The organism is Sphingobacterium puteale, assembly GCF_050986225.1.
Lineage (GTDB): Bacteria > Bacteroidota > Bacteroidia > Sphingobacteriales > Sphingobacteriaceae > Sphingobacterium > Sphingobacterium puteale.
This window is the reverse complement of sequence record NZ_CP158959.1, coordinates 6,715,563-6,742,502: the sequence shown is the minus strand read 5'-3', so window position 1 is coordinate 6,742,502 and position 26,940 is coordinate 6,715,563. Positions and strand designations below refer to the sequence as shown.

Here is a 26,940-nt window from a genome sequence, read left to right as displayed (position 1 = left end):
CCGTCTTTAGTTTATGTTATGATCTGCTCAGGTATCAATTTTATAATAGTTTAGAAATAATCTAGACTTAGATTAGGATTTAGTTAGGTATAGGTTAGCTTTTACCTAAAGAATACCTAAACTAAACCTAAACAAAACCTAAATAAAACTTAACTAAACATAGGGTCTTTACCGACATTGTTGTTGGTATTGTTGCCTTATTTTTCTATGGGCTCCGCGGACTGCCCGGCTGCGATTCTTATGCCTGCCCATGATTCGGTCTCCCCAGTCCGGGTGGGGCCGGCTCATCGGATTTTTTTGTTTTGTCCTGTTGTCTTCCCGGCGGGTTTACTGTTTTGTCCACGTCTGCTTCCAGTCCTCCGGCCTTCCCACGGGATCCCCCTAGGGATCTCTGTTGGCCGGTCCTGTGCTTCTGGAAAAAAAAAAGCGCCGGCGCCGCCGATGCTCCGTTCAAGGATGCAAGTGACCGGCCTGGGATTTCACGGCGTTCTGTATCCTCTTCCAGTCCTCCGGTCGCCGCCCCGGTCCCCCGTTGTGCCCCAGAGTCTGCCGCAGATCCGCGGATAACCGGCCTTTCGGACCGCGGAGAGTCCTCTTTTGGAAAAATAATCCCCCAAGTTCACAGCCAGTTAGCGGCAAAACGAAATAAATAAGAACAAAAGTCTTGGAAGTTTGTTATTAAACTCCCTATCTTTGCACCACTCCGCAAGGGAGGGACGGTTACCGCGAGAGCAGGTATCCATGAAAAAAGAAGGGTTTAATGAGAATTAAACGCGGAAATCGAAAAAAGGGAAAAGAAAAAAACTTTAAAAGTTTTTTGGAAGTTCCGAAAAGATTTCTACCTTTGCAGTCCCAACGGAAACGGAGGGGAACAAAAAAAGATAAAGAGGGGCTGGTGCCCATCGGGATATAGCGGATACGGAAGTTGAAGCGAGAGAAGTTCTTTAAGAAAACACAATCATGTAAGCGTGACGGGTAGACAGACGAAAGTCGAAAGTCATGAACAAATTCAAGAATAGTTCAATTCGGTCCAAGATCAGAGATATAAAAAAAAGAATTCTGATTATTATAAATAGTTGGAATCAAAAACTTCATTTTACAATGGAGAGTTTGATCCTGGCTCAGGATGAACGCTAGCGGCAGGCCTAATACATGCAAGTCGGACGGGATTTAACTTAAAGCTTGCTTTAAGTTAATGAGAGTGGCGCACGGGTGCGTAACGCGTGAGCAACCTACCTCTATCAGGGGGATAGCCTCTCGAAAGAGAGATTAACACCGCATAACATCAACAGTTCGCATGTCCGGTTGATTAAATATTTATAGGATAGAGATGGGCTCGCGTGACATTAGCTAGTTGGTAGGGTAACGGCTTACCAAGGCGACGATGTCTAGGGGCTCTGAGAGGAGAATCCCCCACACTGGTACTGAGACACGGACCAGACTCCTACGGGAGGCAGCAGTAAGGAATATTGGTCAATGGGCGGAAGCCTGAACCAGCCATGCCGCGTGCAGGATGACTGCCCTATGGGTTGTAAACTGCTTTTGTCCAGGAATAAACCCAGATACGAGTATCTGGCTGAATGTACTGGAAGAATAAGGATCGGCTAACTCCGTGCCAGCAGCCGCGGTAATACGGAGGATCCGAGCGTTATCCGGATTTATTGGGTTTAAAGGGTGCGTAGGCGGCCTGTTAAGTCAGGGGTGAAATACGGTGGCTCAACCATCGCAGTGCCTTTGATACTGACGGGCTTGAATCCATTTGAAGTGGGCGGAATAAGACAAGTAGCGGTGAAATGCATAGATATGTCTTAGAACTCCGATTGCGAAGGCAGCTCACTAAGCTGGTATTGACGCTGATGCACGAAAGCGTGGGGATCGAACAGGATTAGATACCCTGGTAGTCCACGCCCTAAACGATGATAACTCGATGTTGGCGATAGACCGCCAGCGTCCAAGCGAAAGCGTTAAGTTATCCACCTGGGGAGTACGCCCGCAAGGGTGAAACTCAAAGGAATTGACGGGGGCCCGCACAAGCGGAGGAGCATGTGGTTTAATTCGATGATACGCGAGGAACCTTACCCGGGCTTGAAAGTTAGTGAAGGATGCAGAGACGCATCCGTCCTTCGGGACACGAAACTAGGTGCTGCATGGCTGTCGTCAGCTCGTGCCGTGAGGTGTTGGGTTAAGTCCCGCAACGAGCGCAACCCCTATGTTTAGTTGCCAGCATGTGATGGTGGGGACTCTAAACAGACTGCCTGCGCAAGCAGAGAGGAAGGTGGGGACGACGTCAAGTCATCATGGCCCTTACGTCCGGGGCTACACACGTGCTACAATGGATGGTACAGCGGGCAGCTACATAGCAATATGGTGCTAATCTCTAAAAGCCATTCACAGTTCGGATTGGGGTCTGCAACTCGACCCCATGAAGTTGGATTCGCTAGTAATCGCGTATCAGCAATGACGCGGTGAATACGTTCCCGGGCCTTGTACACACCGCCCGTCAAGCCATGAAAGTTGGGGGTACCTAAAGCATGTGACCGCAAGGAGCGTGTTAGGGTAAAACCGATAATTGGGGCTAAGTCGTAACAAGGTAGCCGTACCGGAAGGTGCGGCTGGAATACCTCCTTTCTAGAGTATCGCGGACCGGTACTCGTCACGTTACATATGATTGAAAAAGAATAAAACATCAGAAGAAAGTGCCCGCCCCGGATGGAGCGGTCCCTGAGAGAGATAGATGAACAGAATAGCTAGTCCCGTAGCTCAGTTGGTTAGAGCACTACACTGATAATGTAGGGGTCAGCAGTTCAAATCTGCTCGGGACTACGAAATTAAAAAGGGGAATTAGCTCAGCTGGCTAGAGCACCTGCCTTGCACGCAGGGGGTCAACGGTTCGAATCCGTTATTCTCCACGTTCTTAGTACATAGTATCAAGTATTTAGTATGAAGATGACGGTATAGCGATATATAGGAGTCTAAATACTAACATCTAACTACTGGTTACTAAAAAAAGAGTTCTTTGACATATTGAAAGAGAAAAAAAATTACAAGAGAAGACAACAGTAGAGACAATACGTGTATGTGTCTGATGTAAAGAGGAGACCCCCGGTGAATGCCGGACGAATCTTTGCGTAGCATACGGGTATATATATCAAAAGCAGCCGCATAGTAGCAAAAGGCTATGCCGGTGAAGAAAGTAAATAAGGGCACACGGGGGATGCCTAGGCTCTCAGAGGCGAAGAAGGACGTGATAAGCTGCGATAAGCTCTGGGGATCGGCAAATGCGACTTGATCCAGAGATTTCCGAATGGGGCAACCTGACTATTTGAAGAATAGTCGTATAAAACGCGAACGCGCTGAACTGAAACATCTAAGTAGGCGTAGGAGAAGAAAATAACAATGATTTCCCAAGTAGTGGCGAGCGAACGGGAAAGAGCCCAAACCGATCATGTTACGGCATGGTCGGGGTTGTAGGACCACGAGATTGTACAATGCTATGAACTGGAAGCAGGTGGGAAACTGCGCGACAAGGGTGAGAGCCCCGTACAGGTAAAGAATATTGGCATAGTGGTATCCTGAGTACCGCGGGACCGGAGAAATCCTGTGGGAATCCACCAGCACCATCTGGTAAGGCTAAATACTCCTGAGAGACCGATAGTGAACCAGTACCGTGAGGGAAAGGTGAAAAGAACCCCGAACAGGGGAGTGAAAAGAACCTGAAACCGTGTGCTTACAAGCGGTTGGAGCAGAGAGATTCTGTGACAGCGTGCCTTTTGCATAATGAGCCTACGAGTTACTCTTGTCTGGCAAGGTTAAGTCCTTCAGGGACGCAGCCGAAGCGAAAGCGAGTCTTAATAGGGCGCATAGTCAGATGAGGTAGACGCGAAACCTTGTGATCTACCCTTGGGCAGGTTGAAGTTGCAGTAACATGTAATGGAGGACCGAACCGATAAACGTTGAAAAGTTTCCGGATGACCTGAGGGTAGGGGTGAAAGGCCAATCAAACTGGGAAATAGCTCGTACTCCCCGAAATGTTTTTAGGAACAGCGTCGGCATGGAGTCTGATAGAGGTAGAGCTACCGATTGGGTGCGGGGGAGTCAAATCCTACCAAATCCAGACGAACTCCGAATGCTATCAGATATGGCCGGCAGTGAGGCTTTGGGTGCTAAGGTCCAAGGCCGAGAGGGAAAGAACCCAGACCATCAGCTAAGGTCCCCAAATCCGTTCTAAGTTGAACTAACGAGGTCCGGTTGCCCAGACAGCTAGGATGTTGGCTTGGAAGCAGCCATTCATTTAAAGAGTGCGTAACAGCTCACTAGTCGAGCGGCCGGGCGTGGATAATAAACGGGCATCAAGAACGGTACCGAAGCTATGGATTTGCATTGAAAGATATGCATCTGGTAGGGGAGCATTCCATCGCCGGGGAAGCACAGTGGTAATGCTGTGTGGAGGTTATGGAAAAGCAAATGTAGGCATAAGTAACGATAAGGCGGGTGGGAAACCCGCCCACCGAAAGACCAAGGTTTCCTGATCAACGTTAATCGGATCAGGGTCAGTCGGGACCTAAGGCGCACCCGAAAGGGGCAAGCCGATGGACAACTGGTTAATATTCCAGTACTCTTGATAACTGCGATGTGGTGACGGAGTAGTGACACTGCCGCGAACTGACGGAATAGTTCGTTGAAAGGCGTAGGTATTGGAGTTGTAGGCAAATCCGCAACTCTAGCTGAAACCCAATAGTACAGCAAAGCTCCGGTGGCGCTGATAGAGCAGGTAAACAGACTTCCAAGAAAACCCGCTAAGCTTCAGGTTATGAAGACCCGTACCGCAAACCGACACAGGTGGTCGAGGAGAGAATCCTAAGGTGCTCGAGTGAGTCATGGCTAAGGAACTCGGCAAAATGGCCCTGTAACTTCGGGAGAAGGGGCGCTGTCTCAGTGATGAGCAGCCGCAGTGAAAAGGCCCAGGCGACTGTTTAACAAAAACATATGGCTTTGCAAAATCGCAAGATGAAGTATAAGGCCTGACACCTGCCCGGTGCTGGAAGGTTAAGAGGGGATGTCATCGCAAGAGAAGCATTGAATCGAAGCCCCAGTAAACGGCGGCCGTAACTATAACGGTCCTAAGGTAGCGAAATTCCTTGTCGGGTAAGTTCCGACCTGCACGAATGGTGTAACGATCTGGGCGCTGTCTCAGCCATGAGCTCGGTGAAATTGTGGTATCGGTGAAGACGCCGATTACCCGCAACGGGACGGAAAGACCCCATGCACCTTCACTATAGCTTAACATTGAGATTGGGTACAGGATGTGTAGGATAGGCGGGAGATATTGAAGTGGCTTCGCCAGGAGTCATGGAATCACCCTTGAAATACCGCCCTTTCTGTATCCGGTTTCTAACTCCATCATGTGGAGGACATTGTTTGGTGGGTAGTTTGACTGGGGTGGTCGCCTCCAAAAAGGTAACGGAGGCTTTCAAAGGTAAGCTCAGTACGCTTGGTAACCGTACGCGGAGTGCAATGGCATAAGCTTGCTTGACTGTGAGACCGACAAGTCGAACAGGGTCGAAAGACGGACATAGTGATCCGGTGGTTCTGTATGGAAGGGCCATCGCTCAAAGGATAAAAGGTACGCTGGGGATAACAGGCTGATCTCCCCCAAGAGCTCATATCGACGGGGAGGTTTGGCACCTCGATGTCGGCTCGTCACATCCTGGGGCTGGAGAAGGTCCCAAGGGTTGGGCTGTTCGCCCATTAAAGTGGCACGCGAGCTGGGTTCAGAACGTCGCGAGACAGTTCGGTCCCTATCTGTTGTGGGCGTTGGAAGTTTGAGTGGATCTGACCTTAGTACGAGAGGACCGGGTTGGACAGACCTCTGGTGAACCTGTTATGCCGCCAGGTGTACGGCAGGGTAGCTACGTCTGGAATAGATAAGCGCTGAAAGCATCTAAGTGCGAAACTAGCCACGAGATGAGACTTCCTAATAGGGTCGTAGGAGATGACTACGTTGATAGGCCATAGGTGTAAAGGTTGAGAGACCAAAGCCAAGTGGTACTAATAGCCCGAAGCTTTCTCAAGCAGACAGACACTGTTGTCTTCCTCTTTAATTTTTGAAACAAAGGAAACAGAACTCTTTCAATATATATGTCAATATAGAGTGAGCTATAGGATGGGTATACACTTTCACGGGAAAGTCTAAATACTCATGTCTGACAGCTTGATACTATAAAAAAACTTTAGGTGCCTATATCGGCGGTGTCTACCTCTTCCCATTCCGAACAGAGCAGTCAAGCCCGCCAGAGCCGATGGTATTGCCGTAACAGGTGGGAGAGTAGGTCGGTGCCTTTTTTTACACGGAAGCCCTTGCTGGAAACAGTCAAGGGCTTCTTTCGTTTGGATGCTCCCCAAAGACCTTTATTTATCCTCCGGTCCATTTCCTCCCTTTGCCGGTACTATGCCCCCGCTCCATGTTCGCTATGAGAAGCTGTAAGATTATAATGGTTTTGCAAAAGGTGTTTCGTATTATATTCTTCTGTATCGTTTCCCATCTCATCAGCTTTGTTTTCTCGACCTACTACGGTGATCTTCCCGGACTGAAGGCCAATGTAGAAACTGGAAGGTACAAAGGATGAAGCTAGGCTATTCTTTTAGCTATAAGGCCCAAGGAGATCTTATAATGGAATGTTAAAGTGCTTAAAAGAACTTATCGCAAGGGATGTTTTCTGTTTTCGGTATTGGAGAAAGAGTTCAGGCAAAGGTTACGTTCTTTATTAAATAAAGCAAAATAAAAGCCTAGCTTAAAAAAAACTGGGCTTTCTAAAGATATTCATAAAAATTAATATTCTTCCGTATAGAAATCAATTAGGGAAGAAATATAGGGATCTTCCCAACCTTCAGCAATATTTTCGTAATCTTCATCCGGTATATTGGTTTGCCTAATCTCCAATGATGTCCCTTTTTTGTGCTCATGCAACTTTAATGTAACAATTGAAGGGCTATCAGTTTCTCCAAAATACCATTCCTGTACGATTTTCGTAGAAGGTTCTAATTCCAGGAACCGGCCTGTAATTGCTCCATCCCACAAGGAAAATTCACCATTTACTGTCGCATCTATCGATACAAGATCGCCAGTCCAAAGACGGGCCGTAATTTCGGTTGTTAGGGCGAGATACAGTTCTTCTGGTGTCGCCGGGATAATAGCATATTTCTTGAGATCTTTCATGACACAAATTTACTCTTTCCCGTAATTTACTACTTATTTTGACTTCATTTTTATTTATATTAATTTTAGCCCAAACTATTAGGACACATGAGTAATTTTCTGCCAAATTCATTAGTGAAAAAACTGGGTGTAAATCCATTATTCGATACCGAAGGATTTATTAGCGTACATGAAGAGGGCAAACGGGCAACGGCAATACGGTTAAACCCTCAAAAATTGAGGGAATGTCCCTTTCCGAGTAGCGGCATGGTACCTTGGTGCGAGAGCGCTTTTTATCTTGAGGAACGCCCTCTATTTACGCTTGATCCTTTATTTCACGCTGGTGGCTATTATCCCCAAGATGCATCGTCTATGTTTATAGACCATATTATTCGTCGGTTGGAGATAGGAGCTAAGCCAGTTTATGCGCTGGATCTCTGTGCAGCTCCCGGGGGAAAGTCTACTTTGCTAAACAGTAGTTTACATCCTGAAAGCCTACTAGTTGCCAATGAGATTATTAAGACGCGTGTCAATATCTTACAGGATAACTTAACAAAATGGGGAAACGCAAATACGGTGGTTACCAATAATGACCCTTCGGCTTTTGACCGATTACCGGGATATTTTGATCTTATGGTTGTGGACGCACCTTGCTCTGGATCTGGAATGTTTAGAAAGGATACGGATGCGATAGATGAATGGTCGGAAGCGAATGTTAAACTCTGTAGTGAAAGACAACAACGAATATTGGCAGAAAGTATTGCTGCATTGAAGACCGGAGGGTACCTCCTTTACTCAACCTGCTCTTATTCTGAAGAGGAAAATGAAGAGATAGCGGATTGGCTGATAGGAACGGGAGACTTTGAGTCTATTGAGATCGCAATTGATGGTGATTGGGGCATTGAACATACAAAATCGGCCGAACATGCAGCGCATGGGTACCGTTTTTACCCGCATAAATTAGGCGGCGAAGGTTTTTTTATTACTGTTTTGCGCAAAATAGCTGAGCAATCTACATTTAATAGAAAACGGATAAAACCTGAAAAGTCTGACGTGCCAAAGGGAGTTCTGGACACTTGGCTGCTAGATGTGGATGAATTTTTACCGTTTATCCATCACGATGATCTCTATATATTCCCAAAAGTATATGAAAATGATTTGAAGTATCTACAGAATGTGCTCTATCTCAAAAATGCTGGAATTAATATTGGAAAGCTCAGTCGAAAGGAACTGATTCCAAGCCACGCATTGGCATTAAGTAATGTATTGAATACTAACTTCCAACATCTTGAACTTTCGCTGGGAGAAGCTCAAAACTATCTTAGAAAGGAGAATGTGACCCCAGAGAATATTTCTGCTGATATTAAAGGCTGGACACTTGCGAAGTATAAAGGCATGTCATTGGGATGGATGAAAGTCTTACCGAATAGGATCAATAACTACTACCCTAAGGAACTAAGAATTGTGAATCTCTAGGAGGGAGAGAACTGAGATGCCGCTCGAATTCCAGAAATGATTTTATATTTTCGAAGGAATATGTTGTAAGATGAGCGAACAAATATCTTTTGCCACATCTTCCTTCGATTTCAGAGGAAACACACTGCTCTCGCCTGAACGATTGATAATCGTGACTTTATTGGTATCTGTAGCAAATCCGGCTCCCTGATCCTGCATGGAATTGAGCACGATAAAATCGAGATTTTTTCGGACTAATTTGTCTTTGGCGTTTTCCAGCTCATTGTTGGTCTCTAAGGCAAATCCGATCAGTAATTGTTCTTTCTTCTTTTTGTTGCCTAAAGTTGCGAGAATATCCGTTGTTTTCTTTAAAGCGATCGAAAATTCATTCTCTTTCTTCTTTATTTTCTGAAATGCCACTTCGATAGGAGTATAGTCCGCAACTGCGGCACTCATGACAATGATAGAAGCATCGTCGAAATATTTTTCACAGGCTTCAAGCATTTCGGCTGCGGAAGTGACAGGGATGACTGTCATTTGTTGGGGATGAGGAAGTGCAGTAGGTCCGGAAACTAATGTGACATCGGCGCCGAGTTCCTTTAATTGTTGGGCAATGGCAAAGCCCATCTTTCCACTGGAATGATTGCCAATAAAGCGGACAGGATCTATGGCTTCATGCGTTGGTCCAGCTGATACGAGCGCCTTTAGGCCCGATAGGGGAAGTTTTTCTTTGGCAAAATCTGCTAAAAAGCGGAAAAGTTCCTCTGGTTCGGCAAGACGTCCTTCTCCTATTAACCCACTGGCTAACTCCCCTTTTTCAGGAGGGATGATTATATTGCCGTAAGTTCGAAGTTTGGCAATATTGGATTGTGTAGATGGGTGTTTCCACATATCTAAATCCATTGCCGGAGCAAAGAACACTGGACACTTTGCTGATAAATATACTGCCATAAGTAGATTATCACAGAGTCCGTTAGCCATCTTAGCGATGGTATTTGCTGTTGCAGGAGCTACGAGTATATAATCAGCTTCCAGTGCGATTTGCACATGATTATTCCATTCACCTGTATTTGGTTGGTAATAGTCAATTAAAACCGGATTTTTGGAAAGTGTAGAAAGCGTAAGCGGGGTAATGAAAGCTGTGGCTTCCTCAGACATAATCACTTTAACCCGGGCATCCGCTTTTATGAGCAGACGAATTAGATTTGCAATTTTGTATGCGGCAATGCTGCCGCATACAGCAATTACAATATTTTTCCCAGCTAAAGTCATCGTGGATTTTGGGATTAGTCTTGCTCTTTCGAGGGATTTCTGTAGTACACTTTGTCATGTAAAAACTCATCGATTGCTACCAAAGTAGGTTTGGGCATGCGCTCGTAGTGTTTAGAAATCTCTATTTGTTCGCGGTTTTCGAATACCTCTTCCAAGTTATCGTTATTGCTTGCAAACTCAGCAAGTTTTCCGTTTAGTTCTTCTTTAATATCTACTGCAATTTGATTTGCGCGTTTAGAAATAACTACAATGGACTCATAGATATTGTCAGTTCCTTTGTCCAATTTTCTTAAGTCACGTGTAACTGTAGAATTTGGAATTGAATTGTTATTTTTTTGACTCATCTTTTTGGGTATTTTCTTTTTCTTTTTTCGCTTTTTGTTCTTTTATATAAGCTTCTTGCTCAGCTACCGCTTTGTTATATTCTTTCATGTGAGAAGCAGCTGTTTTAATTCCTTTTTCCGAATCTTCACGGATAGATTCCGCTTCTTTCATATGTTTGCTATTGGGATAAGCGCTAGCAAAGCTACGGTAATAATCCAATGTTTCGTCATATCTGCTTTCCTGTTTTTGCAGAATACTTTTCGAAGCGAAGATGTATTGTGCTTTTAGCGTTAGGAATTCAATTTCTTCAGCATATTTTGTATCGGGATATTCTTTTAGTACATTTTGTAACGCAATGACAGCGGCTCTATAATCATCATTCAATCCCATGTCATAGTAGAGCCTAGCATTGGCAAAAGCCTTAAGCTCGAGTTTGTCCCGTAATTTTTGGATAAGATCTGCAGCTTCTTTAGATCGTTCAGATTCGGGATACAGGTTGACAAAAAGCTGTAGGGCATCTATTGCCTTCTTCGTGTTTGCCTGATCCAGTGTTGACCGGGGTGAATCCAAATAGTAACAATAAGCATGCATGAAACGACATTCTTCTGCCCGCGCGCTATTCGGGTAAACATCAGCAAAGTCCTTAAAGTGATATGCCGCTGAAGTATAATCTTTGAGACGGTAATTGGCAAAAGCCAAATAGTAGTAGATATTTTCTGCTTCAGCTTGTCCGCGGAATTTTGTCCGCAAGTCATCAAACAAAACTAATGCCTTTGTATATTTCTTTTTCTCATATAGTTTTACGGCTTCTTCATACTTTTGAGCTATATTATTGCTTGCGCGCAATTTCTCAAATTTACTCTTGCAACCGGTAAACACCAATAGAAACATCATGCCGGCACAGATAGCCGCTATACGCCTATTTAAAAACATTTTACAAAGATAAGTGAATTTGTTATACTAATCAATTAAATTTTACTGTGCAATATAGTTTAATAATTATTTGATCCCAAAAACAACATTTTTTATTAACATTCTTTAACTCGTTGAATGCAATTTAGTAGCGGTATTGTCATGATCTTGTTGTTTTTCTCTTGCGTATGAAGAGGAAAAATACAGATTTTAAAATATTTGATTATCTTTACATATACAATCAATGAATTTAATAAAGAGTATGACTTTAAAAGAAAAAGTGGAGCAAGCATTGGATACCTTGAGACCTTATTTGGAAACTGATGGCGGAAATGTGAGTGTTGAAGAGATTACAGCAGATAATGTCGTGCGATTAAAACTATTGGGCGCCTGTGCTTCATGTTCAATGAGCATCATGACTTTTAAAGCGGGATTGGAGCAAGCGATCAAGAAAGCTGTACCAGAGGTTACTGCGGTAGAAGCCATCAACCTTACCGATCCGGACTCTCCTGATGCGACGATGCCCTCGGTCAATTAGTTTATCTATTAACACAATTTAACGGCTAACTCAGCCGGTTTTGTGTAAATTTGTTCTATGAAGTTGCTGATCCCTATATTATTAGTTCTATCTATATTTTTTGACTCTTCGGTTTTGAAAGCGCAAGAAAAGAAGATTATTCAATATTCCGGTATTGTAACTACCGTGGGATCCGGGCTTCCTGTTGGTTATGCCACAGTAACCAACTTATCTTTCCGTAACGAGGCGGTTGCTGCGAATAATGAGGGCTATTTTTCTTTTGTGGCTCACGTGGGGGATACAATTCGTTTTACTTCCGTCGGATTCGATCCACTTACCATAACTATTCCTGAAGTTTCCGGCGACAAATATACCGCTAATATCGTCATGCAAAATTTGGTAACTGAATTGCCAATGGTAACCCCCTATCCTTGGGCAAGTATCGAAGAATTTAATATTGCATTTATGAATCTGGATGTATCTGAAGATAATATAGTCCGTGCAAGAAGATCGCTCTCCTATGAATCGTTGTCCGCCATGGCGGCTGTCGTACCTCGCGACGGCAATGAAATGCGCTCGATCAATAACGCACAGAGTTTTAACACAATGAATAATAAAGTTATCAACCAGCGTTATGCAAACCCATTGTTAAATCCTTTTGCTTGGGGGAGTTTAATTCAACAAATTACGAAAGGTAGCCAAAGCCGTTCCAAAAGTGCACGCTATTAATCCGTTGCTTTTAGTTTGTTCAGCTCTTTTACGCTCACTTTTGCAGAGAAATAGGACACTAAACCTGAAATACCGGTAACAGTAGTGAATACCAAGGCATAGTCACTCCATCTGCTGACCATGGGATAACTGTCTAAAATTGTGTTCGCTCCATCTTCAACTCGTATAATACCATAGGTCGACTGAATATAATTAAATATTGCACCGATCAATAAACCCAAAACGCAACCGATAATTGCTATCATTAGTCCTTCATAAAAGAAAATACGCTGAATTAAATTGTTATTTCCGCCTAGACTTTTTAAGACTGTCATGTCTTTTTGTTTGTCCAATACCAACATTGTCAATGAACCAACAATATTGAAAATGGCGATAACACTAATTAATGTTAATATAAAAAACACAACCCATCTCTCTACACGCACGTTTTTATATAACGTTGGATTTTGTTCTTCGCGGTTTTTAACGATGTAATCTGTGCCTAACTTTTTTTGAAGATTTTGTTCAAATAATTTAATATTAGTACCTGTCTTCAGATAGAATTCGATGGATGAAACCCGATCATATTCGCCGAGCACTTCTTTGGCGAATGAAATGGGTGTAATAATAAAATTATCGAAGTCCTGTTGATATCTAAGAACTCCACTGGGGCTGATAGTTCTAATATTAAATTCTTCTGCAGGGTTGGAGCTGTTTTTGACTCCTTTTCTCGGTGAGTAAACCTGGATTAGTTCGGGTTCATTTTGCATGGATATACCAAGATTGGCTTGAACGCTTGCTCCAAGTATAGCTAAATTGGTCGAGTCTTGCATGAGTCGGTAAGCTCCGTCCACGAGTATACTATCGCCAATGCTTTTATTGAGCGATTGAGGTTCGACTCCTTTTATCGTTGAAATATATTGTCGATTTGCATATTGAAGTAATACTTTTTCCTCTAGAACTTCAGTATAATGAACTACATTTGTATCTTTTCGAAGCTCATTAAAAATCGGTTTATTTGTTGTAAAAAGCTTTCCTCTGTGAGGCTCTATTTTTATTTCAGGAGCGAATTTACCATACATAGATAGAATCAGTTCCTCCATGCCATTGAATGAGGATAAGAGTATAATCAATGCTGCACTACTTACCATAACCCCGATCACACTAATTGACGAAATGATATTGATTGCGTTGACCGATTTTTTTGAAAAGAGGTATCTTTTGGCAAATAGAAGAGGCAGGTTCATATCTTATCCTTGTATGAATGGATTGGAGTTCTTTTCAAATCCTATTGTTGTTGATGGACCATGACCAGGATAGACAACAGTATCATCCGGTAGCGTATAGAGTCTTTGTTTGATGCTATCCAAAAGTTGCTGATGGTTCCCTCCGGGGAGGTCAGTACGGCCAATGCTGTTGCGGAAAAGCACGTCCCCACCGATTAAAAATTTTTGTGCAGCAGAATAGAAGCAGATATGAGCAGGTGAATGACCGGGCGCTAAGATCACTTCTAATTCGTCATTGTCTAACTGGATATTGTCTCCATCATTTAAAAATGCTTCTCCAATAGGAGAAATGTCATAACGGAATCCCATTTGAGGAGCATAGTTCTGAACCGCTACCAAAATAGGTAGTTCACCCTCGTGAAATTTAGGAAGAAGACCAAACCTCTCATGAATGAAATAATTGCCCAAAACATGATCAATATGGCAATGCGTATTCAATAACGATTGGGGGTTGAGATTATGTTGATCGACAAATGTCAAAAACTCGGACTGCTCTTTTTCACCATACATCCCAGGATCGATAATAATGGCATTTCTCTGCTCATTATATAATACGTAAGTGTTTTCTTGGTATGGATTAAATGTGAATGTTCTGATCGTTAGCATATGGTAAAATTACATTTTTTATTGCTCTCTAAATAGAGAAAGATTCGCTATTCCAAATTTCCCAATTCTTCTCTGCCTGAAGCAGTAGCATTTCATACCCATTTTTAGTTCGAGCACCTTTTTCTTTGCCTTTCTTTAGGAAGGTTGTCTCTTCTGGATTATAGATAAGATCATAAAGCAAATGACGATCATTTATATATTCATAAGGTAAGCGAGGAAATTCTGCTATATTGGGAAAAGTGCCTACGGGAGAACAGTTGATAATTAATGTATAATCAGCTAATATTGAGGCATCCAACTCATCATAGGTATAGTTGTCTATTTGTTTGGTTCTGCTCACAAGTTTGTATGTGATGCCTAATTGATCCAAAGCATAAGTTACTGCTTTTGCCGCTCCTCCGTTTCCTAGAATCAGGGCCTTTTTATCGTGAGGAACCAAAAGTGGTTTTAGTGAAGCTTCAAAGCCATAAGCATCCGTATTGTAACCTTTAAGATGGGGCCTGCCGTCAGGTAGGTGCCGAATACGGATACAGTTTACTGCCTGTATGGCCTCGGCCTCTTCTGACAGTTCGTCAAGATAATCCATGACTTCTATTTTATAGGGAATAGTAACATTTACTCCATAGAAGTCCTTATTCGAAAAAATTGGGGGGAAATCTGTTATGCGTTCAATTGGATATAGATCATAATCTATATGTTCAATACGTTCCTTTTCAAATTTTTCTAAATAATATTTCTTGGAAAATGAATGCCCCAGCGGATATCCTATCAGACCTAATTTTTTCATCGAATGGTTTAATATTTCTTTGAGGTGTACGCTCAATCTAATTATATACCTTCAGTTAAATCTGAAAGATTGCCAAAGGGTATACCTATCTGTTTCCTGTTTTAATTTTTTGGTTTTGTGTATTTTTTTACAATCTCAGTAATGATTTGATTTCCCTGTAATTGGGGGAGGTAGTCAAAGAGAATGTAATGCTTTTCGGGATTTGTAGCTAAGCCTAATTCCAAAAAGTTTAAAGCTTCATTGTATTGTCCATTAGCAAATAGATAAGCCACTACACGATAGTATAATTCCGCTGCTTCAGGATTTTGTGTGATCGCATCCGACATCACATTGATGGCTTCATCCATTTTGCTCTGTTCGAATAGGATAGACGAATAATCTAGCCAAGCATCAATATCGGATGGATTTAGTGCAACAACTTTCTTATAAGCTTCCTCAGCTTGATCAATTTGCTGTAGTTTATACCTTGCATCTGCGATGGCGAACCAGTAATCTGGATTTGTGTCTTCCAGTTCCAAAGCTTTTTTGTAGAAATGAAGCGATTCAAAATAACGTTCTTCAAAATCCAGTGTAACTCCGATACCAAACCAGGCATCCGCTAGTTCGGCATCTAGCTTCACGGCTTTTTTATAGTAGTTTCGAGCTTCTTCCATTTGTTCGAGCTTTTCGTAGCATTCCCCTATGGCACAATACGTGTCGGCGCTAGGCTGCTCATATTCGAAGGTTTGTTTATAGACATCCAACGCTTCCTGGTAGCGGTCTAAGTTGACAAGTGCATTTCCTTTGTTGAAATAAGCCGACGAGAAGTCTTCTTTGATCAATATGGCATAGTCATAAGCGTCCAATGCTTCTTCGAATTTGCTGATTTTATGATAAGAGTTACCCAAATTATACCAGGCATAATACGAATACGGATCGGAGTCAATATATTTTTTATAAAAAGATATACTTTCTTCTTGTCTGTCAAGCACATCATAGCAATAAGCCAGCTCATAGAGAGCTTCCTGATAGTCCATATTAAGTTCAAGCGCTTTCTTTAAATAGACAATAGCTTTGTCATAATTCATTTGCGCCTGAAAAATCATCGCAACATGAAAGTAGACTTCATCCTTATTGTCCAATAAGGGCAATGCTTTGAATAGCTGATCCAATGCTTCATCAAACTGTCCTATGCTTCCCAGTATACCGCCTCTAATCAAAAATATATCGCCTTCTGAAGCCTCCAGTAGTTCCGCCTTGTCCAAGGCAGCCAATGCATTCCGGTATTGCTGAATTGTTGAAAACAATTGGGCCTGCTTCAACAGGAAGGTAATATCAAAAGGATGTTGGCTTATCGCAAATTCTGTTACTTGTAAAGCCTTTACAGGGTCATTTTTTTCAGCGTAGTAGTCTATTATTCCTTCGAAAGCCTTGGAGTCAAAAAAATACTGATCCTCGTTTCGAAGCATTTCCTCATATCTGTCCACCGAGATTTTTCTTTCTTCGGGGTTTTCAAATTCAAAATCCTCTTCCATTCTCAAAAGTTTAAAACCAGTATTCTGTTCCTTAAATCAAAATACTAATTTCTTATCTAATTTGCTTGAACAAATTTTCCACAAATTGGATATCATCCACAAAGTTAAGGATAAATACTGTCAAAATAAAAAAGCCGGCTCTAGAGCCGGCTTTTAATATAATGGTATAAATTTTATATACGATTATTTTTTGATCTCAACACGACGGTTTTGAACACGACCTTCTTCAGTTGAATTAGAAGCAACTGGGTTTTTCTCTCCGTAACCGTTAGCAGTGATGCTTGATGAAGAAACACCAGCATTTACTAAATATTGTTTTACAGAGTTAGCACGGTCTTTAGACAAAGTCAAGTTGTAAGCTTCAGAACCTTCTGCAGATGCATAACCGTCTAAAGTTACAGATGAATTGTTATCACGTACTTCTTTTGCCAATTTGTCTAAAGTTGAGTAAGATTCAGTTTTCAACACTGAGCTGTCAAATTCAAATTGAATTGGAGCATAGTAACCGTTAGAAGTTACATTGTTAACAACTGGCTCTGGGAATTTGATAGGACATCCTGAACCGTCTACTGGAGTACCAGCTGGCGTGTTAGGACATTTATCAAATTTGTCAGATACACCGTCACCATCAGCATCAGCGCTTAATGTGTTAACAGTACCTTCTAAAGTGCTTACACGTTGTTTCAATGCTTCAACTTCGTTTCTCAATGAAGGATCTTTCAATTCATCATACATTGTAGCAACTGGGTTAGCAAAAGTCAAGTTTTGTTTGTCTTTTGAACCTAAAGTGAATTCTAAACCACCGTATACGTTAGCGAAACGTTGTTTTGTAGTTCCGTTTCTACCAGGTCCGTACAATAATGCCTCATCCGTGAAGTTCATTGTGTAACCTAAGTTTAAGGCAACAACTTCAGATAATTTGAATTTAGCACCAACACCTACTGGAACGATCATACCTAAACGGTAATCTTTGTCGCGTGGGTTGGAAGGAGAACGATCCCCTAATACGTCTTCACCCCATTTTTGATCATAAACAACAGTTCCACCGAACTCATTGTTAGAGTACTGGATAGGATTGTAAGCGAATGTACCAATACCTACTTTAGCATAGAAATTAACTGCATTTTCTCTTCTCAAGAAGTCAATAGTACCCAATTGGAATACACCGTTTAAGCTAGCAGCCCAGTTTACTTTAGTTTCAGCTGATTGAGCGCGACCTAAATTTGAACCAGAACCAGCTTCGAAAGCAGGACCAGACTCATCATGGTTATAAGTTTTGATCTTACCACGGTTCGCTTCAACTTCTAAACCGAAAAGGTGAGAGAATTGTTTACGTACTGTCAAACCATAGTACTCACCAACTTTGTTTTGAAAGTAACCAACTTTTTGACCGAAGTTATTGTTACCACCAATTAAAGCATTAGGAGTAGTGATACCGCCTTGAACTCCGATAGACCAAGTTCTGTATTGTGATCTACCACCGAATACTTGTTGAGCTTGTGCTGTATCAGCGAAACCTAAAGCGGCAACTAATGTAGCAGCAACAGCTGTTTTTTTAATTGTAGAATAGTTCATACTCTTGTTTTTAAGGTTATTATTAATTTTAATTGTTTTCAAACTTTAAATTCTCTTGTCTTAACACATGGAACAGTACAATTGCCGTGCCAAAGTCTTAAAATTATGTTAAATTTTTGTTTTTGCTATATTTTGTACTAAATTAAGTATTTAATGTGAAACAACAAAACAAAAATCCGGTACGAAAGTACCAAATTTTTGTTTTGTTTCAATAGCTTTAAGAAAAAAATTAAGAAATTCTTTCTAAAGTAAATAATGAACGATAACTAAAGACAGCCCGCCAAGCAAAGCCGACACCGGAATTGTCAGTATCCAAGCCCATAATAAACTGATGGTAACTCCCCAGCGGACAGCCGATACACGCTTGACAACACCGACACCGATAATGGCACCTGTGATTGTGTGTGTTGTAGATGCCGGAATCCCGAAATGTTCGGTTATCCCTAAGGTAACGGCTCCCGCAGATTCGGCACATACCCCTTCTAATGGTGTTACTTTCGTAATTTTCGTTCCCATTGTTTTCACAATTTTCCAGCCACCACTCATTGTTCCGGCTGCAATTGCTGCGTAACAAGTCAATGGAATCCATTCAGGCATATGTTCCGTGTTTTCCATATAACCGCCAGCGACCATGGCTACAAGGATAATACCCATTACCTTTTGTGCGTCATTACCTCCATGGGCAAAACTCAAGCCTGCCGAAGAAACCAACTGTAATACTTTAAACCATTTTTCGGCAACACTAGGACGGGAGTTTTTCGCCAAGTTGATTACTATGAGCGTAATGATAATGGATATGGTCATACCAATGATTGGGGCCAGAACAATGAAAGCGATAATTTTTAAAGTCGCGTCGATATTAATGGCATGAATAGGATCTGCTCCAAGAATGAAAGCATAGGCCATTCCTGATCCCGCAAACCCTCCAATCAAAGTATGTGATGAACTTGATGGTACTCCGTAATACCAGGTAAACAAGTTCCAGCCAATTGCTGCGAGTAAGCCCGCAAAGATGACCTCAAGGGTAATATATTCTTCCAGTACCGTTTTGGCAATGGTGTTGGCCACTTTATGGTCTGTAAAGTAGAAATAAGCAGCAAAGTTGAATATGGCAGCCCATAATACAGCCATTGCCGGTGTGAGAACTTTTGTTGATACAACTGTCGCAATTGAGTTGGCGGCATCATGGAATCCATTGATGTAGTCAAATGCAATCGCTAGGACAATCACAACAACGAGTAATGTTGACATCATAATCTCGTAGAATTTTTATGCACTAATGATCGAATGATTATGCGTTTTTAACCAGAATACTTTCTAAGACGTTAGCAACATCCTCGCATTTGTCTGTTGCATCTTCCATTGCGGATAATACCTCTTTGTGTTTGATCAGTGAGATCGCATCTTTTTCAAATTCAAAAAGATCAGCCACCGCTTTGTCAAAAATATAGTCTGCTTTGTTTTCAACACTATTGATACGTACGCACGAATCAGTAATGTTGCGAATGTTTTTTAAGTCACGAAGTTCGTGGATTGCTTTTGAGACATGCTCCGTGGCTTCTACCAATAGATCCGCGATTTCGATCATTGGCTCTGTTGCTTTTTCTACTTTGTATAAATCCATTCTGTTGGCAGCGCCATGTATAAAGTCCGCTACATCATCCAATGAACTTGCCAGTGAGTGTATATCTTCACGGTCAAAAGGAGTTATAAAGTTTTTGCCTAGTTCCAAATGAATTTGATGGGTGATGTTGTCGCCTCTGTGCTCCAAGTCTTCCATCTTGCGTGTGAACTCCTTCTTCTTTTCGGGATTGTTTGAGTTAACAATATCTTTTAACAATTGAGACATTTCGATCAAATTGTTGCCTGCTTGTTCAAACAAAGGGAAGAATTTTTTGTCCTTTGGAACGAAGTATTGAAAAATGCTATTTAAAGACATATCTTAAATTTATTTTTGCAAAAATAATACCCTAATGTTAAGTTAATGTTAACATTGGTTTTGTTTAAACACAAAAGTGTCATCAATTGTTTAATCTCCAGTCTGAACTTTTTGTAAAGTAAAGCCAAAAGTGGTTCCAATACCCTCGGTACTGCGCACATTTACATTCTGCTGATGGGCTTCAATAATATGTTTTACAATAGCGAGACCTAAGCCGGATCCGCCAATATCTCTAGATCTGCTTTTGTCTGTTCGAAAGAATCGTTCGAATACCCGGTTGAGGTTCTTTTCTTCGATGCCGTATCCATCGTCTGTGATTTCTATGAGTACTTGCTCAAAAAGTGGGAAAATTTTTATTTTCGTGGTCCCGCCTTCTTTTCCGTATTTGAGTGAGTTGTCTATCAGATTATATAGTACTTGATGTATTTTATTGCGGTCGGCTTTGACCCAATGTGGTGTCCCGGCCTTGGGTTTGAACTCGATTTTGATATTGTGCTGTTTGGCTTTGTCTTCCAATGAATACGAAGTGTCTTTGATCAGGTCTACAATATCAAATTTTTCTATATTCAAGACCATTTTGCCAGATTCCAGTTTGGATATTTCATCTAAATCCTGAATCAGGTAATTTAATCTGTCGAGGTTGCGTGCTGCTTTGTCCAAGAAATTTTTTGCCATTTCCATATCCTCCTCCATTAATCCATCTTGCAGGGTTTCGATGTAACCTTGGGTGGCAAAGAGGGGCGTTTTGAATTCATGTGAGATATTGGATAGGAATTCACGCCGAAATTTCTCCTGAGATTTTAATTGTTCAATTTCATTTTTTTTATCTTTCGCCCAGGCTTTGACATCGTTCTCGGCATCTGTGATGGGATCTTCACTGACGTGTTCACCAATTGCATCTTTAAGGTCCTTGCCGAGCTTGAGGTTGTGAATTAGCTTATACATGGTGTTGAGACGGCGATAGATGTATTTCTCGAACAGATAATTGAATAGAAGAAAGCAGACCACAAGTGCAACAAAAAATATAATCAGCGCGGTCTGAAGATCATGTTTATAATAGAAGCTGATGGTGGATATTGCGATACCAACGCCAGCGGAGTTTGCCAATAATAATTGTCTAAAATTCATCTGTTGAATAAAAAAGGCCCCTAATTGGAGCCTAAGTTACTTATTATGGTATTAATAAATTGTTAAAATTTTCCGATAATGGTCTTGGCCCCAGTAACTTTATCGCCAATATTCACATTGATTTCTGTTCCCAGCGGTAGAAATAGATCGACACGCGAACCAAATTTGATAAAACCGAACTCGGTTCCTTGAACGACCTGATCATTTTCTTTTACATACCAGACAATGCGACGGGCCAATGCGCCGGCGATTTGACGGAAAAGAACTTCTCTGCCTGCGTTGTCTTTCACCACGACAGTCGTTCTTTCGTTATCTGTAGAGGATTTTGGATGCCAGGCAACCAAAAATTTTCCCGGATGGTATTTGAAAAAAGTGACCAGACCACTGATGGGGTTTCGATTCACATGCACATTGACAGGAGACATGAAAATGGAGACCTGTATCCTTCTGTCATGAAAATACTCGTTTTCTTCGGTTTCTTCGATAACTACAACTTTTCCATCTGCGGGGCATAAGATTGTACCATCTTGTGGACTAACGACTTTCTTGGGGCTTCTAAAAAACTGGACAACAGTGATGAATAGGAATGCCGAAAGGGCATATATAAACCATTTTACATACTGTGACGCATCATAATAATCCGCAACGGCATTGATGATAAAGATAATAAGTATAGCAATCGCTAAGGTGGTATATCCTTCTTTATGGAATTTCATATCTATTTATTTCTGCAAAGATAATTATTTACTCGAATTGTCGATTTCTCTTTCAATTTTAATTGAATGCGTATAGACATTTCCATCACCTGCTGTTGCAACACTTCCAGAAACTTTAATCGTATCGTCCTGAGGTTTATCTTGTTTGTAGGTAGGGAAATAAAAATCTATGCTTTTGGCAATGCGATTCAAAATATTAAGATAGTTTTCATTATCTGAGTTTACATTCAATTTAAGACTCCGTAAATTGGCTATCCCTGTTTTCTTGACCTCAACGTCGTAGGAAAAGTTTAATTGGCCGGTAACTTCAATTCCACTTTTATTGAAGCCATCGGTAAAGCGTTTGGCAAGAAACGTATAGAAATTTGAATAGTCATCAAAATTACAGGATTTACTCTGTAATAATTCTGCACGGACAAAATAGTCGTAGGGCAAAATACTCAACGACTGAAAATCTTCGCTTGGGAGTTCTCCATTATCATCGTAGGTTGTGGTGATTTTCCCATTGGCAAATCGTTGTGTCATTGCGTAAATGGGTTGCTGCCCCACATTGTAAAAGTAGGTGTTCCAATTTCCCTGCGGTTTACCACCTTTTACTTTACCTTTGCGAAGATAAAAATCGTAACCAAATTCAGTGAAGCCTTCAAAAGGTATTGCAAATTCATAGTTTCCTTCACCTTCAACAACTTCCTGTTTTCCCCGGTTATCCCAGTAATCTTTGATGAAATAACCAAAATCACCATAGGAGATCGTCAATAACGGTTTACCATCGGGATAATAATATTTCCAATCGCCAACAGGATAGTTGTCTTTAAAATTTATCTCCCATTTCAGCACACCATTTGGGTGAAAAGCCTGAAAAAGGCCTTCTTTTTTTCCCTCCTTATAATTGCCAACCAGCATACGACCACCATTGGGCGCAAAGTCACGGAATTCCCCATCAAAAATCTGTTTTGTGAAATCAAATTTGCTAACGCGTTCAATTGATTTGAATTCGCAGTCTTTTGCTGCCAGATAATAATATTTATCAAAATGGAAACGAATCAATCCCTGATCTAATTTTTCGTAAAATACGGGTTTATCTTCTTGTGCTTGAATAGTCGTAAAGCAGTACGACGATAAGAACAATAATAAATAAATGATTTTTTTAGTCATAACAAAATTAATGTGCCTCAAGCCAATTTTTACCTTCTCCGATTTCGACAACCAATGGAACTGTGGTTTTTATGGCATTTGTCATTTTATCCAGAATAATGCTTTTGAAAGCTTCGATTTCTTGTTTCGGAACATCAAAGACCAGTTCATCATGTACCTGCATAATCATTTTACCCGTGAGTCCCTGTTGTTCGATTTCTTTTTGTATCGCAATCATAGCAATCTTGATTAAATCTGCTGCTGAGCCCTGAATCGGTGCATTGATCGCATTTCGTTCAGCAAATCCACGAACCGTCATGTTTGCCGAATTAATATCTCTCAAATAACGTCTACGCTTTAAAATTGTTTCAACGTAACCTTTCTCTTTCGCAAATTCAACAGCATCGCTCATATACTTCTTTATACCCGTATATTGGTTGAAGTATTCATTGATAATGTCCGCTGCTTCTTTGCGTGAGATACCTAGATTTTGGGATAGACCAAAGGCGGATTGACCATAAATAATCCCAAAGTTTACGGCCTTCGCGTTTCGCCGTTGTTCTGATGTCACTTCATCAAAAGCCATATTATACACTTTTGCTGCCGTAGCACGGTGGATATCATGGCCTTGATTAAAGGCTTCCAGCATATTTTGATCTTTACTCAATTCCGCAATTAGGCGCAATTCAATCTGTGAATAATCAGCGGATAAGATCACATGGTCCTCCGAACGCGGTATAAATGCTTTTCTCACCTCCCGGCCTCTTTCCGTGCGAATCGGAATATTCTGCAAATTGGGATTGGTAGAGCTCAGGCGGCCAGTGGCTGCGACGGCTTGATTGTAGGATGTATGAATCAGACCAGTTTCTGGATTGATCAGCTCCGGTAATGAATCTACATAAGTTGATTTTAATTTCTGTAATTGTCTAAAATTCAAAATATCCTGAACGATGTCCGATTTGTGCGCTAACGCTAATAGAACATCTTCTCCCGTTTTATATTGCCCTGTTTTTGTTTTTTTTGCCTTTGGATCCAAACGGAGTTTATCGAACAGTATTTCACCTAATTGTTTCGGAGATGCAATATTAAAATTAACTCCTGCCTTTTCAAATATAGCATGCTCTAGGTCCTTAATGTCCTGTTCCAATGTTTTGGAAAATTCAGCAAGGGCAGTGACATCCACTTTTACGCCATTGCGTTCTATTTCCGCAAGCACGTATACAAGTGGGAATTCTACATCCTGAGCCAATTTTAAGGTGTCCGTTTCTACCAAAAGGGGATGAAAAATGTTTTTGAGCTGCAAAGTAATGTCCGCATCTTCTGCTGCATATTCTTTGATTTTTTCGAAATCAACATCCCGCATATTTCCTTGCTTTTTCCCTTTTTCTCCAATGAGTTCAGTAATGGAGACTGGGGTGTAATTTAGATAGTTCTCTGCAAGTACATCCATGCCATGCCGCGTATCGGGGTCAATGAGGTAATGCGCCAGCATGGTATCGAATAAGGTCCCCTGAACCTTAACGCCATATCTTGCCAATAAGAGAATATCGTATTTGATATTCTGACCTATCTTTTCAATGGCCGGATTTTCAAGCACTGGTTTAAAGATGTCGACGATTCGCTGTGCTTCTTCCCGATTAGCTGGTGTAGGGATATAATATGCTCTTCCTGTTTCAAACGAAAAAGAAAGTCCGACAATATCAGCAAGATTCGCGTCTAATCCTGTTGTTTCAGTATCAAAGCAAAAGCTGTCCTTTGTGGTTAGCTCCTTGGCAAGTTTTTCTTGTTCATCACGAGTATCTACTAACATGTATTCGTGTGTCGTATTATGGATATTGTTTAGAACAATATTTTCATGAGATGCTTCTATTTCTATAGCTGTACTTGTGGTTATAGTTGTTGTCTGTAAAGCAAATAAATCCATCTGCCCATTTACAGGAGCACTTTTCTCAAGGATGGAGAATTCTTCTCCAAATACTCTTTTCCCGAGCGTTCTAAATTCCAATTCAGCAAAAAGCGGCTCGAGAATCTCTTTATTCGGATCCTCAAGTTCCAATGCTTTTTCGTTAAGCTCAACTGGAACATCCAATAGAATTGTTGCTAGTTTTTTTGAGATCAGTCCCTGTTCGGCGAAATTTTCAACGTTTTCACGCATTTTGCCCTTAAGCTGATCGGCGTTGGCTATTATTCCCTCAACGGAGCCAAACTCCTGAACAAGTTTCTTTGCCGTTTTCTCTCCGATGCCCGGAATTCCCGGGATATTATCTACAGCATCCCCCCATAGACCCAAAATATCAATGACTTGGCAGACATCGGTAACTTCCCATTTTTCGAGAATTTCTTTGACGCCTTGTACTTCAGCCCCATTGCCCATGCGTGCCGGTTTGTAAATAAAAATATTGTCCGAGACAAGCTGACCAAAATCTTTATCCGGTGTCATACAGTAGACTTGGAAGTTCTCTTGTTCTGCTTTTTTCGCCAATGTTCCGATGATATCGTCCGCTTCATAGCCGTCCATTGTAATGATCGGGATATTGAATCCTTCAATCAGACGGTAGATATAAGGAATAGATGCCGCAAGGTCTTCGGGCATTTTTTCGCGATGTGCTTTATAGGCTTCAAATTCAATATGGCGTGCGGTAGGAGCATCCGTGTCGAACACTACTGCTATATGAGAAGGTTGCTGATTTTTCAATACCTCCAATAGTGTATTGGTAAATCCCATGATTGCCCCTGTATTCAACCCTGTCGAGGTGATGCGCGGGGTCTTGCTCAATGCAAAATATGCTCTATATATCAGAGCCATTCCATCTAAAAGAAATAGTTTTTTCACAAAATTGAATTTTAGTCTCCTTACAAAGGTAAGAAATTCATCAAACCGTAAGTTTAATAAATTTTTCCGATTTTTGTGCTATGACACATTTAATGCAACAGGTTCTATGAGAGGATTGGTAACAAAGTCTACGGGTAGTTGGTATCAGGTTTTGGGCGAAGACGGCAAAAGATATGATTGCCGGATCAAAGGAAAATTTCGTACCAAGGGGATTAAAACGACCAATCCGGTAGCTGTCGGCGATTGGGTGCATTTTGATATAGAGCCGGATCTTGAAAGTGCTGTCATTCGCGAGCTGGAACCCCGTCGCAATTACATTATCCGAAAGTCGGTGAATCTTTCCAAACAAACGCAAATTATCGGAGCAAACTTGGACCAAGCTTTACTGGTGGTCACTTTGGCTTCTCCACCAACTTCTTTGGGTTTTATCGACCGTTTTTTGGTAACGACCGAAGCTTACGGCATACCAGCGGTGCTTATTTTTAATAAACTCGATCTTTTTAGTAATGAGGGGCTAGAGATATTAGCCGAATATAAAGCTATCTATGAACGAATAGGATATCTGTGTTATGAGGTATCAGCCCTAACTGGAAAGAATATTGATGTTGTCAAGGGGCTGCTTCAGGATAAAATTACATTGGTTTCGGGACATTCTGGTGTGGGTAAATCGACATTGATCAACGCAATTGTACCTGAGTATGGTCTGAAAACGGGTGAAATTTCAGACTGGTCTGACAAAGGAAAGCATACAACGACATTTGCAGAAATGTTTGATTTGCCATTTGGGGGAAAGCTGATTGATACGCCCGGCATTCGCGAATTGGGAATCGTAGATATCGAAAAACAAGAACTGTCTCACTTTTTCCCGGAGATGCGCGCGTTGATGAACCAGTGTCGATTCAATAATTGTAGACATATCAACGAGCCCGGCTGTGTTATTATGGAAGCCGTGGAGGATGGGAAGATTGAACCTTCACGCTACGATAGTTATCTCAGTATATATCATAATGAAGATAGTAGAGCTTAATACAGAAGAGGC

The 26,940-nt window shown here is 41.4% G+C and carries 19 protein-coding genes, 2 tRNA genes and 3 rRNA genes; 9 read left to right on the top strand and 15 right to left on the bottom strand.

What is annotated here, in order from left to right; genetic code table 11:
- The first annotated feature begins 1,098 nt into the window (after positions 1–1,098).
- From ABTV71_RS27925 to rrf, 5 genes are all read left to right on the top strand, one after another.
- Positions 1,099–2,628 (top strand): 16S ribosomal RNA (locus ABTV71_RS27925).
- Between the two features lie 121 nt (positions 2,629–2,749).
- Positions 2,750–2,823, top strand: a tRNA-Ile gene (locus ABTV71_RS27920).
- 12 nt (positions 2,824–2,835) lie between these two features.
- Positions 2,836–2,909: transfer RNA gene (locus tag ABTV71_RS27915), tRNA-Ala, on the top strand.
- Positions 2,910–3,187: 278 nt separating this feature from the next.
- Positions 3,188–6,071 (top strand): 23S ribosomal RNA (locus tag ABTV71_RS27910).
- 159 nt (positions 6,072–6,230) lie between these two features.
- A 5S ribosomal RNA gene (gene rrf, locus ABTV71_RS27905) occupies positions 6,231–6,342 on the top strand.
- The 16S, 23S and 5S rRNA genes sit together here with 2 tRNA genes alongside, the layout of an rRNA operon.
- A gap of 487 nt (positions 6,343–6,829) precedes the next feature.
- Here the strand turns inward: rrf and ABTV71_RS27900 are convergent.
- On the bottom strand, positions 6,830–7,216 hold the full coding sequence (locus ABTV71_RS27900; protein WP_433901788.1) for an SRPBCC domain-containing protein: 387 nt from the start codon (positions 7,214–7,216) through the stop codon (positions 6,830–6,832).
- 87 nt (positions 7,217–7,303) lie between these two features.
- Here ABTV71_RS27900 and ABTV71_RS27895 point away from each other — a divergent pair, with 87 nt between their 5' ends.
- Positions 7,304–8,671 carry a methyltransferase RsmF C-terminal domain-like protein gene (locus tag ABTV71_RS27895; protein WP_433901787.1) on the top strand — a complete coding sequence of 456 codons (1,368 nt, stop codon included), beginning with the start codon at positions 7,304–7,306 and terminating at the stop codon, positions 8,669–8,671.
- Positions 8,672–8,713: 42 nt separating this feature from the next.
- Here ABTV71_RS27895 and coaBC read toward each other — a convergent pair whose 3' ends face one another.
- The 3 genes from coaBC to ABTV71_RS27880 are packed head-to-tail and all read right to left on the bottom strand — an operon-like array spanning position 8,714 to position 11,179.
- Positions 8,714–9,922, bottom strand: a complete 1,209-nt coding sequence (coaBC, locus tag ABTV71_RS27890) for a bifunctional phosphopantothenoylcysteine decarboxylase/phosphopantothenate--cysteine ligase CoaBC (RefSeq protein WP_121121192.1) — start codon at positions 9,920–9,922, stop codon at positions 8,714–8,716.
- A gap of 14 nt (positions 9,923–9,936) precedes the next feature.
- Complete coding sequence (locus ABTV71_RS27885) at positions 9,937–10,266, bottom strand: DNA-directed RNA polymerase subunit omega (RefSeq protein WP_121121190.1); 330 nt, start codon at positions 10,264–10,266, stop codon at positions 9,937–9,939.
- Complete coding sequence (locus ABTV71_RS27880; protein ID WP_104383443.1) at positions 10,250–11,179, bottom strand: outer membrane protein assembly factor BamD; 930 nt, start codon at positions 11,177–11,179, stop codon at positions 10,250–10,252. Before ABTV71_RS27880 ends, ABTV71_RS27885 begins: the two co-directional genes overlap by 17 nt.
- Positions 11,180–11,420: 241 nt before the next feature.
- Between ABTV71_RS27880 and ABTV71_RS27875 the strand changes: the two genes are divergently transcribed.
- Both ABTV71_RS27875 and ABTV71_RS27870 read left to right on the top strand, forming a co-directional pair.
- Positions 11,421–11,696, top strand: a complete 276-nt coding sequence (locus ABTV71_RS27875; protein WP_121121188.1) for a NifU family protein — start codon at positions 11,421–11,423, stop codon at positions 11,694–11,696.
- A 57-nt stretch (positions 11,697–11,753) separates the two neighbouring features.
- Positions 11,754–12,404: a hypothetical protein gene (locus tag ABTV71_RS27870; RefSeq protein WP_433901786.1), complete on the top strand. Its 651-nt coding sequence runs from the start codon at positions 11,754–11,756 to the stop codon at positions 12,402–12,404.
- Here ABTV71_RS27870 and ABTV71_RS27865 read toward each other — a convergent pair.
- From ABTV71_RS27865 to polA, 11 genes are all read right to left on the bottom strand, one after another.
- Complete coding sequence (locus ABTV71_RS27865) at positions 12,401–13,630, bottom strand: FtsX-like permease family protein (protein WP_433901785.1); 1,230 nt, start codon at positions 13,628–13,630, stop codon at positions 12,401–12,403. The two genes, ABTV71_RS27870 and ABTV71_RS27865, sit on opposite strands and share 4 nt — an antisense overlap.
- Positions 13,631–13,633: 3 nt before the next feature.
- Positions 13,634–14,275: an MBL fold metallo-hydrolase gene (locus ABTV71_RS27860; protein ID WP_433901784.1), complete on the bottom strand. Its 642-nt coding sequence runs from the start codon at positions 14,273–14,275 to the stop codon at positions 13,634–13,636.
- Positions 14,276–14,303: 28 nt separating this feature from the next.
- Complete coding sequence (locus ABTV71_RS27855; RefSeq protein WP_433901783.1) at positions 14,304–15,062, bottom strand: shikimate dehydrogenase family protein; 759 nt, start codon at positions 15,060–15,062, stop codon at positions 14,304–14,306.
- A gap of 101 nt (positions 15,063–15,163) precedes the next feature.
- Positions 15,164–16,576, bottom strand: coding sequence for a tetratricopeptide repeat protein (locus ABTV71_RS27850; RefSeq protein WP_433901782.1), 1,413 nt, complete (start codon positions 16,574–16,576; stop codon positions 15,164–15,166).
- A 183-nt stretch (positions 16,577–16,759) separates the two neighbouring features.
- The gene (locus ABTV71_RS27845; RefSeq protein ID WP_433901781.1) at positions 16,760–18,193 is read right to left on the bottom strand and encodes an OmpA family protein; all 1,434 of its coding nucleotides are present in this window, start codon (positions 18,191–18,193) and stop codon (positions 16,760–16,762) included.
- Between the two features lie 201 nt (positions 18,194–18,394).
- Positions 18,395–19,405 (bottom strand): inorganic phosphate transporter, encoded by a 1,011-nt coding sequence (locus tag ABTV71_RS27840; RefSeq protein WP_108634566.1) that lies wholly within the window; start codon positions 19,403–19,405, stop codon positions 18,395–18,397.
- Between the two features lie 37 nt (positions 19,406–19,442).
- Positions 19,443–20,090 carry a DUF47 domain-containing protein gene (locus ABTV71_RS27835; RefSeq protein WP_108634567.1) on the bottom strand — a complete coding sequence of 216 codons (648 nt, stop codon included), beginning with the start codon at positions 20,088–20,090 and terminating at the stop codon, positions 19,443–19,445.
- A 90-nt stretch (positions 20,091–20,180) separates the two neighbouring features.
- Positions 20,181–21,218: a sensor histidine kinase gene (locus ABTV71_RS27830; protein ID WP_121121174.1), complete on the bottom strand. Its 1,038-nt coding sequence runs from the start codon at positions 21,216–21,218 to the stop codon at positions 20,181–20,183.
- A 62-nt stretch (positions 21,219–21,280) separates the two neighbouring features.
- Positions 21,281–21,934, bottom strand: coding sequence for a phosphatidylserine decarboxylase family protein (locus ABTV71_RS27825; protein ID WP_121121172.1), 654 nt, complete (start codon positions 21,932–21,934; stop codon positions 21,281–21,283).
- A 24-nt stretch (positions 21,935–21,958) separates the two neighbouring features.
- Positions 21,959–23,089 (bottom strand): toxin-antitoxin system YwqK family antitoxin, encoded by a 1,131-nt coding sequence (locus tag ABTV71_RS27820; RefSeq protein WP_433901780.1) that lies wholly within the window; start codon positions 23,087–23,089, stop codon positions 21,959–21,961.
- Positions 23,090–23,096: 7 nt separating this feature from the next.
- Positions 23,097–25,901, bottom strand: a complete 2,805-nt coding sequence (gene polA, locus ABTV71_RS27815; protein WP_433901779.1) for a DNA polymerase I — start codon at positions 25,899–25,901, stop codon at positions 23,097–23,099.
- Between the two features lie 106 nt (positions 25,902–26,007).
- Between polA and rsgA the strand changes: the two genes are divergently transcribed.
- A complete protein-coding gene (gene rsgA / locus ABTV71_RS27810; RefSeq protein ID WP_433901778.1) occupies positions 26,008–26,928 on the top strand; it encodes a ribosome small subunit-dependent GTPase A in 921 nt (306 codons plus the stop codon).
- The last annotated feature ends 12 nt before the right edge of the window (positions 26,929–26,940 follow it).

What these genes read in the sequence shown, in the direction of transcription:
- ABTV71_RS27825 (WP_121121172.1), bottom strand. Translation starts at nt 21,934, where the DNA reads ATGAAATTCCATAAAGAAGGATATACCACCTTAGCGATTGCTATACTT.
- ABTV71_RS27830 (WP_121121174.1), bottom strand. Translation starts at nt 21,218, where the DNA reads ATGAATTTTAGACAATTATTATTGGCAAACTCCGCTGGCGTTGGTATC.
- ABTV71_RS27895 (WP_433901787.1), top strand. Translation starts at nt 7,304, where the DNA reads ATGAGTAATTTTCTGCCAAATTCATTAGTGAAAAAACTGGGTGTAAAT.
- coaBC (WP_121121192.1), bottom strand. Translation starts at nt 9,922, where the DNA reads ATGACTTTAGCTGGGAAAAATATTGTAATTGCTGTATGCGGCAGCATT.
- ABTV71_RS27860 (WP_433901784.1), bottom strand. Translation starts at nt 14,275, where the DNA reads ATGCTAACGATCAGAACATTCACATTTAATCCATACCAAGAAAACACT.
- ABTV71_RS27885 (WP_121121190.1), bottom strand. Translation starts at nt 10,266, where the DNA reads ATGAGTCAAAAAAATAACAATTCAATTCCAAATTCTACAGTTACACGT.
- ABTV71_RS27900 (WP_433901788.1), bottom strand. Translation starts at nt 7,216, where the DNA reads ATGAAAGATCTCAAGAAATATGCTATTATCCCGGCGACACCAGAAGAA.
- ABTV71_RS27865 (WP_433901785.1), bottom strand. Translation starts at nt 13,630, where the DNA reads ATGAACCTGCCTCTTCTATTTGCCAAAAGATACCTCTTTTCAAAAAAA.
- ABTV71_RS27850 (WP_433901782.1), bottom strand. Translation starts at nt 16,576, where the DNA reads ATGGAAGAGGATTTTGAATTTGAAAACCCCGAAGAAAGAAAAATCTCG.
- ABTV71_RS27840 (WP_108634566.1), bottom strand. Translation starts at nt 19,405, where the DNA reads ATGATGTCAACATTACTCGTTGTTGTGATTGTCCTAGCGATTGCATTT.
- ABTV71_RS27835 (WP_108634567.1), bottom strand. Translation starts at nt 20,090, where the DNA reads ATGTCTTTAAATAGCATTTTTCAATACTTCGTTCCAAAGGACAAAAAA.
- ABTV71_RS27855 (WP_433901783.1), bottom strand. Translation starts at nt 15,062, where the DNA reads ATGAAAAAATTAGGTCTGATAGGATATCCGCTGGGGCATTCATTTTCC.
- ABTV71_RS27820 (WP_433901780.1), bottom strand. Translation starts at nt 23,089, where the DNA reads ATGACTAAAAAAATCATTTATTTATTATTGTTCTTATCGTCGTACTGC.
- ABTV71_RS27880 (WP_104383443.1), bottom strand. Translation starts at nt 11,179, where the DNA reads ATGTTTTTAAATAGGCGTATAGCGGCTATCTGTGCCGGCATGATGTTT.
- rsgA (WP_433901778.1), top strand. Translation starts at nt 26,008, where the DNA reads ATGAGAGGATTGGTAACAAAGTCTACGGGTAGTTGGTATCAGGTTTTG.
- ABTV71_RS27870 (WP_433901786.1), top strand. Translation starts at nt 11,754, where the DNA reads ATGAAGTTGCTGATCCCTATATTATTAGTTCTATCTATATTTTTTGAC.
- ABTV71_RS27875 (WP_121121188.1), top strand. Translation starts at nt 11,421, where the DNA reads ATGACTTTAAAAGAAAAAGTGGAGCAAGCATTGGATACCTTGAGACCT.